Origin of the sequence: Pedobacter cryoconitis, from assembly GCF_001590605.1 — a bacterium.
In the GTDB taxonomy this organism is placed as follows: domain Bacteria; phylum Bacteroidota; class Bacteroidia; order Sphingobacteriales; family Sphingobacteriaceae; genus Pedobacter; species Pedobacter cryoconitis_A.
Window position 1 is genome coordinate 5,943,027 of record NZ_CP014504.1, and the last position, 7,513, is coordinate 5,950,539.

7 protein-coding genes are annotated in these 7,513 nt (G+C 39.9%); 5 read left to right on the plus strand and 2 right to left on the minus strand.

Going from position 1 to position 7,513, the window contains the following annotated elements; all coding sequences use genetic code 11:
* Positions 1 to 5: 5 nt before the first annotated feature.
* From galE to rfbB, 3 genes are read left to right on the plus strand one after another with little or no spacing between them, the layout of a single operon-like run.
* Complete coding sequence (gene galE / locus AY601_RS25175) at positions 6 to 1,028, plus strand: UDP-glucose 4-epimerase GalE (protein ID WP_068406932.1); 1,023 nt, start codon at positions 6 to 8, stop codon at positions 1,026 to 1,028.
* Positions 1,029 to 1,595 (plus strand): hypothetical protein, encoded by a 567-nt coding sequence (locus AY601_RS25180; protein ID WP_068406938.1) that lies wholly within the window; start codon positions 1,029 to 1,031, stop codon positions 1,593 to 1,595. It begins immediately after the preceding gene.
* A gap of 41 nt (positions 1,596 to 1,636) precedes the next feature.
* The gene (gene rfbB, locus AY601_RS25185; RefSeq protein WP_068406941.1) at positions 1,637 to 2,686 is read left to right on the plus strand and encodes a dTDP-glucose 4,6-dehydratase; all 1,050 of its coding nucleotides are present in this window, start codon (positions 1,637 to 1,639) and stop codon (positions 2,684 to 2,686) included.
* Between the two features lie 746 nt (positions 2,687 to 3,432).
* On the opposite strand, the gene AY601_RS25190 is transcribed toward rfbB, so the two are convergent.
* Together AY601_RS25190 and AY601_RS25195 are read right to left on the minus strand one after the other, a co-directional pair.
* Complete coding sequence (locus tag AY601_RS25190) at positions 3,433 to 4,665, minus strand: ABC transporter permease (protein WP_068406946.1); 1,233 nt, start codon at positions 4,663 to 4,665, stop codon at positions 3,433 to 3,435.
* 91 nt (positions 4,666 to 4,756) lie between these two features.
* Positions 4,757 to 5,107, minus strand: coding sequence for a HesB/IscA family protein (locus AY601_RS25195; RefSeq protein ID WP_068406949.1), 351 nt, complete (start codon positions 5,105 to 5,107; stop codon positions 4,757 to 4,759).
* Between the two features lie 233 nt (positions 5,108 to 5,340).
* On the opposite strand from AY601_RS25195, the gene AY601_RS25200 reads away from it, so the two are divergent.
* Both AY601_RS25200 and AY601_RS25205 read left to right on the plus strand, forming a co-directional pair.
* A complete protein-coding gene (locus tag AY601_RS25200) occupies positions 5,341 to 5,871 on the plus strand; it encodes a hypothetical protein (RefSeq protein ID WP_068406952.1) in 531 nt (176 codons plus the stop codon).
* 1 nt (position 5,872) lies between these two features.
* Positions 5,873 to 7,420, plus strand: coding sequence for an acyl-CoA mutase large subunit family protein (locus AY601_RS25205; protein WP_068406955.1), 1,548 nt, complete (start codon positions 5,873 to 5,875; stop codon positions 7,418 to 7,420).
* Positions 7,421 to 7,513 lie beyond the last annotated feature (93 nt).

Below are 7,513 nucleotides of genomic sequence, written 5' to 3' on the forward strand. Positions count from 1 at the left end.
TACAAATGGGAAAAATATTAGTTACAGGAGGAACAGGGTTTATCGGTTCTCACACTGCAGTAGAATTGATTAATGCAGGTTATGAAATAATTCTGGTAGATAATTTTGCGAACTCTGACCGGAAAATTCTGAAACAACTGGAAACTATTCTGGGCCAGCAACCTGAATTTACAGAACTTGATCTTTGTGATGAAGCAAAAGTAAAAGAATTTGCGGCAGCACATCCTGAGATTACAGGTGTGATTCACTTTGCAGCCTATAAAGCCGTAGGAGAATCAGTACAACAACCCCTTAAATACTACAGAAATAATTTCTATTCATTAATCAATCTGATTAATGCTTTTGATAGTAAAATAGACCTGGTATTCTCTTCATCCTGCACCGTATACGGACAGCCGGATAAATTGCCTGTAACTGAAGATGCCCCTGTTAAAAAAGCAGAATCACCTTATGGAAATACCAAACAGATTGCAGAAGAAATCCTTACTGAAACCTGTGCTGTTACCCCAAGTTTAAAAGTAACCTCTTTACGCTACTTTAATCCGGTTGGTGCACATGAAAGTGCGCTGATTGGTGAGCTGCCAATTGGCGTACCTCAAAACCTCATTCCATTTATCACGCAATCTGCGATAGGTAAACGCGGGCCGATAACCGTTTATGGAAATGATTACAATACCCCTGACGGAAGCGCAATAAGAGATTATATCCACGTAGTAGATCTTGCCAAAGCACATGTTGCAGCCATTAAGCGTATGGAAAATGGTCAGGCAACATCCAACTACGAAGTATTCAACCTGGGCACAGGAAAAGGCACGTCAGTATTGGAAATTATCGGTGCATTTGAAAAATCTACCGGAGCTCAATTAAACTATACTATAGGCGCAAGAAGAGAAGGTGATATTGAACAAGTATGGGGAGATGTGACTAAATCTGCCGAACAACTGAATTGGAAAGCGGAACTTGATATTAATCAAATGATGTCATCAGCATGGGCCTGGGAAAATTATATCAAAGATAACCCATTTTAAATGCTATTAAAAGATCATAAAGACCTTAAAGCTGCGATAACAGCTATCCCTGATAAAGAAAAGGATAAGTTATTGCTACGTCTGATCGCAAAAGATAAAGTACTCACAGAGCATCTCCACTTTAAACTACTGGAAGACGCGTCTGATCTGGAAGAAAGACATCAGTTACTCAAAGAGGAAATTGATGAATCAGTAGCGCTGTTGAACCAGCTCAGGAAGGCGACTTCTAAAGATGCACTGGTTATTCTCCGGAAATTGAATGGTCGGGTCAATCACCACTATAAAGTGACGAAAGACCTCAATACAGAAGCGGAACTGAGACTGTACTTACTAAAGACCATACCTGCAGGATATAATGAAAGCGTGCTTTCGCCGATGGCAAAATTTAATGACCGGCTGAAAACATACTTTCTAAGAACAACGTTATCCTTGTATAAAAAATACGTGAAACTGCACGAAGACTTACAATTCGATTTGAAGGAAGAATTCAATATCGTCTTAAAGAAACTTGACCAGTACGATTTAACAAGGGCAGCTTCAGAGCTGGGCCTTCCAAAAGAATTATAACGACATACCTATATAAAAAAAAGAAGATAAAAATAAGCATAATGAAGAAGATTTTAATAACAGGTGGTGCAGGATTTATTGGTTCTCATGTCGTGAGAAGGTTCGTAAATAAATATCCCGATTATCAAATCGTCAATCTGGATAAATTAACCTACGCAGGTAACCTTGCCAATTTAACAGATATAGAAGCAAACCCAAATTACAGCTTTGTAAAAGCTGATATTACCGATTCAGAAGAGATCAATGCCTTATTTCAAAAGGAAAACTTTGATGCGGTGATTCACCTTGCCGCAGAATCTCATGTGGACAGATCAATCACTGATCCTACAGCATTTGTAATGACCAATGTAATAGGTACAGTTAACCTGTTAAATGCAGCCAGAGAATACTGGAAAGGCGACTATCAGACTAAACGTTTTTATCACGTATCAACGGATGAAGTGTATGGTGCATTAGGAGACACCGGAATGTTCACTGAAAGCACAGGCTATGACCCCCATAGTCCTTACTCGGCTTCTAAAGCCTCATCAGATCATTTTGTAAGAGCTTATCACGACACTTATGGCATTGATATCGTGATTTCAAACTGTTCAAATAACTACGGCTCTCATCATTTCCCTGAGAAATTGATTCCTTTAGCTATTAATAATATTAAGAATAACCTTCCTGTTCCAGTATACGGTAAAGGAGAGAATATTCGTGACTGGTTATGGGTAGAAGATCATGCACGTGCAATTGACGTTATTTTCCATGAAGCTAAAACCGGAGAAACTTATAATATCGGTGGACACAATGAATGGAAAAATATTGACCTGATCCATTTATTGTGCAAAATTATGGATCAGAAATTAGGTAGAGCAGAAGGTGAATCTGCGAAACTGATTACGTTTGTGACAGATCGCGCAGGACATGATTTAAGATATGCAATCGATTCTACGAAGTTACAAGAGAAATTGAACTGGGTACCAAGTTTACAATTTGAAGAAGGATTAGAAAAGACCGTAGAATGGTACCTGGAGAACGAAACATGGTTGAGTGATGTTACTTCAGGAAACTATCAAAAATATTATCAAACTCAGTATAACAGATAAACCTGATTAAATCAAGCAAAAAAGCAACGACTTTTCCGGTCGAACATCCCCAAACGGGATCAATATCCGGAAAAATCGTTGCTCTTTTTGTGCCCAATGAGTTCCCCTCCCATACATATCCCGTTTTATACACCAATTAATCTAACCATCCCGGCAGTTAACAATTATTGTCATCTAACAATTAGCTTCTAACAATTGCCATCTAACAATTAGGATCTCACAATTGGCTTCTCACAACTGTCATCTAACAATTAGGATCTAACAATTGGCTTCTCACAACTGTCATCTAACAATTAGAATCTCACAATTGGCTTCTCACAACTGTCATCTAACAATTAGGATCTAACAATTGGCTTCTCACAACTGTCATCTAACAATTAGGATCTAACAATTGGCTTCTCACAACTGTCATCTAACAATTAGAATCTAACAATTGTCATCTAACAACTGTCATCTAACAATTAGGATCTAACAATTGGCTTCTCACAACTGTCATCTAACAATTAGGATCTAACAATTGGCTTCTCACAACTGTCATCTAACAATTAGAATCTCACAATTGGCTTCTCACAACTGCCAATCTAACAATTAACCAATTAGTAATCCCAAACTTACCACCAACCAAGCTGTGGAGTGCCTCATTGGATTCCAAAATACCAGTAGCCATATTGCTGGCCTTGGCTCCTCTTCAGGAGGCGCCGACAGCAATATGGCTACTGGTATTTTGGAACTTTTGAAAAACGGAACTACTCATAACGTAAAGCCTCCACAGGATCTAACTTCGAAGCCTTTTTCGCCGGATAATAACCAGACGCAACCCCTACAAGCACACACAGCACAAACCCTCCGAAAATAAACAACCACGGAACAATAAACGAACCACCCATCATCAGTGAAATCGCATTCCCCAATAACACACCAAATAAAATTCCCATAGCCCCACCCATCAAACAAATGATGATTGCCTCAATCAGAAACTGCTTTCTGATTACAGAAGGATTCGCGCCAATCGCCTTTCTGATTCCAATCTCCCGCGTACGCTCCGTCACTGAAACCAACATGATATTCATTAAACCAATAGAAGCCCCAATTAAAGTAATCACACCAATCGCAATACCACCCACCGCAATCATCGCCAGATCCTTAAACAAAGTCTGCGCAAGTGCATCACTCTTGGTGATTTCAAAATCATTCGGCTCCTTAATCTTAATTTTCCTGATATTTCTGAACTCAGCCGTAGCCTCACCAATCACATTCTCCATCTGTTCCGGCTTCAACACCATTACACTGATTGTATAAGAAGGATTTGGCGACGCATTAATTACCTTAGCCTTGTAAAGCGGAAAGAAAATTGCTCTATCAGTACTAAAGCCCATACCTGAACCCTTAGATACCAACACCCCAATCACCTTCACCCTGTTGCCCCCGGCATTTATAAATTTATCAATCGGAGACTCTTTCTTAAATAAAGTAGTAGCAATCTCACTACCAAGAATACAAATATTTGCTCCCTGATCAGACTCCTCAGGAGTGAAATTACGGCCATTCGCAATATCAGCACCCAACGACTTCAACCCATTCTCATCAACACCCCTGATATTAATATTCGGATTCGTTTTATGCTGCCCATACTTCGCCGTTGCAGCACCAGACGCTATTACACTGACTGTCACTGTAGCCGGGCCCACAAACTGCTTTTTTAATGCAATCGCATCTTCATAACGAATAGCCTTTGAAGACTTTGCCTCCTGACCAGGACCACCAAAACGAATTCCTGTACCCTTATTCCGGATGGTAAAAGCATTCGCACCCATACTCGAAAAAGCATCTGTCATACTCGTTTTTACCGCATCCAGCGTAGTTAAAATCCCTACCAGTGCCGATAAACCAATTGCAATGATCAATGCAGTCAGCATCGTACGCAGCCGGTTACTTCTAATAGATTGCAGGGCAAGTCTTATATTTTCTGTATAGGTCATTTCTTCGGGATGTAAATGGCGGGCTTAAAAGTAAAAAGTCCCGCTGTTAGGACAACGGGACTTTTAAAATGTTACAAAGAAAATGTTTTAATTATACTGAAAAGCTGGTTCCGCAACCGCAGGTGCTTTCTGCATTCGGATTACTAAAAGTAAAGCCTCTTGAGTTTAAACCATCCTGCCAATCTACCTGCATACCCAGCAAATACATCTGATGTGCCTTATTCATGAAAATTTTCATTCCATTGATTATAAATTCCTGATCGCCGTCTTTTTTCTGGTCAAAGCCCAGCAAATAGCTCATACCTGAACATCCGCCACCCTCAACACCAACACGTAAACCAAAATCGTCAGCAATTTCCTGCTGATCTTTTAATTTCAAAAGTTCTTTTAAAGCCGTTTCAGTAAAAGAAACTGGTGCAAATGCTGTATCTACTGTACTCATGATATTTCTAATTTGGAATAACAAATATATCCTTATGGTGCGCAGTCCAAAATCCGGATTGTACCTGCAAAGATAAGAACAAATGGTTTATACTGTATAACATAAAATAACAAGACCGTCAATTTGACGTCAAGAATTTAGACTGCTTCTAAAAAAGCCACCAAACACAAATGAATAAATTACGAGATTTCTAGAAATAAAAATACATTTTTGCTGAAGACAAAGATAACCAAATGAACATACCATACTTTTTAACACTAGTGGCCGTTCTGGCTATAGGAGGCAGCATTACCGTAGCTTTTGCCTGGTACCTGATCAGGAATGAAGTACAGAAATATTTCCAGTTAAAATCTTTCGAAGCCAGAAAAGAAGAACGCAGTCATTTACTACCACTCCGGTTGCAAGCCCACGAAAGGATGATTGTTTTTATCGAACGCATTAATCCTGCGAATTTATTTGTCAGACTACATCAGCAGGGAATCTCTGCTAAAGAGCTGCAAGGAATCATTTTAAATGAAATCAGAACAGAATACCAACATAATGTAACCCAGCAGCTCTACGTAAACCCCGTAAGCTGGAATGTACTGCGCAAGCTCAAAGAAGATACCATTGCTATGCTGAATAATGCAGTAGCAGGATTACCGGCAGACGCAAGCGGTATAGACCTCAGCAGAAAAGTCCTGGAACATATGGCAGCGATTGCTGAAAACCCATATGACCTTAGTTTGGAATTGATTCAAAAAGACATTCATCAGTTATTCTAATATGGAAGATAAAAAGTTTGTAACCAGCTCTGGTATTGAAATAAAAGCAACTTATACCCTCGCAGAGCCGATGGCTGAAAAACCAGGTCAGTTTCCTTATACCAGAGGGATTCAAAAAGACATGTACCGCGGCAGGCTATGGACTATGCGGCAGTATGCAGGTTTCAGTACAGCCGAAGAATCCAATAAACGTTACCATTACCTCTTACAACAAGGGACAATGGGGCTGTCTGTTGCATTTGATTTACCTACTCAGATTGGCTATGACTCTGACCATGAAATGGCTGAAGGTGAAGTCGGCAAAGTTGGCGTGGCTATTGACTCCCTTAAAGATATCGAAACCCTGTTTGACGGAATTGAACTGGAAAAAATTACAACTTCCATGACCATCAATGCTACAGCTTCCATCTTACTTGCCATGTATATCGCGCTGGCCAAAAAGCAAGGCGCAGATATCAGGCAGATCTCAGGGACTATACAAAATGATATCTTAAAAGAATATGCCGCAAGGGGCACCTATATTTATCCGCCAAAATCATCCATGCGGATTATTACTGATATTTTTGAATACTGCAGTAAAGAAGTCCCTAAATGGAATACGATTTCTATTTCCGGCTATCATATCCGCGAAGCCGGCTCTACCGCTGTACAAGAATTAGCCTTTACACTTGCCAATGGAAAAGCCTATTTAAACGCCGCACTGGAAAAAGGACTTGACATTAACATTTTTGCTAAACGGCTTTCCTTCTTTTTCAATTGTCACAACAATTTCTTTGAAGAGATCGCAAAATTCCGCGCAGCAAGAAGAATGTGGGCAAATATTACCAAAACTTTGGGGGCAACAGATGAGAAGGCGCAGATGTTGCGGTTTCACACCCAAACGGGCGGCTCTACGCTCACCGCACAGCAACCCATGAATAATATCGTCAGAGTAACCAATCAAGCCATGGCGGCCGTCCTTGGTGGTACCCAGTCACTGCATACCAATGGTTTTGATGAAGCCCTTTCCCTGCCCACAGAAGCAGCAGCTAAAATTGCTTTGCGTACGCAGCAGGTTATTGCTTTTGAAAGTGGGGTAACTGAAACCGTAGATCCGCTGGCAGGTTCTTTCTTTGTTGAAAATCTGACCAATGAAATTGAAGCAGCAGCTCAGTTATACATTGATAAAATCGATGCAATGGGCGGCTCTGTTAACGCAATAGAAAACGGATATATTCAGAATGAAATTGCAGATGCAGCTTATGCCTATCAGGTAGAAATTGAAGAGGCCACAAGAATTATCGTCGGCGTGAATAAATTTACGCAGCAGAAAGAAGGGATTACCGATACCCTGAGGATTGATGAATCAATCAGAACTATTCAAACTGATAAAATTAATAAACTAAAAAAAGAAAGAAATAATGAGGATGTTGCCATTGCTTTAGCTAACTTGAAGAAAGGAGCAGAGTCAACGGAAAATCTGATGCCACTTATTCTGACCGCAGTAGAGGCTTATGCCACTTTAGGAGAGATTGCCGATGTATTACGCAGTGTTTTCGGAGAGTATTAATTGAATGTTAAAAAATAGTTATCCACATAAAAAATTTAGGTTAACTATGGTATTACTCTGCTGATTAGGTACTTACTAAATAAATGAAATTTT

Coding starts and splice junctions, on each gene's coding strand:
- AY601_RS25205 (WP_068406955.1), top strand. CDS start 5,873: ATGGAAGATAAAAAGTTTGTAACCAGCTCTGGTATTGAAATAAAAGCA.
- AY601_RS25200 (WP_068406952.1), top strand. CDS start 5,341: ATGAACATACCATACTTTTTAACACTAGTGGCCGTTCTGGCTATAGGA.
- AY601_RS25180 (WP_068406938.1), top strand. CDS start 1,029: ATGCTATTAAAAGATCATAAAGACCTTAAAGCTGCGATAACAGCTATC.
- AY601_RS25195 (WP_068406949.1), bottom strand. CDS start 5,107: ATGAGTACAGTAGATACAGCATTTGCACCAGTTTCTTTTACTGAAACG.
- AY601_RS25190 (WP_068406946.1), bottom strand. CDS start 4,665: ATGACCTATACAGAAAATATAAGACTTGCCCTGCAATCTATTAGAAGT.
- rfbB (WP_068406941.1), top strand. CDS start 1,637: ATGAAGAAGATTTTAATAACAGGTGGTGCAGGATTTATTGGTTCTCAT.
- galE (WP_068406932.1), top strand. CDS start 6: ATGGGAAAAATATTAGTTACAGGAGGAACAGGGTTTATCGGTTCTCAC.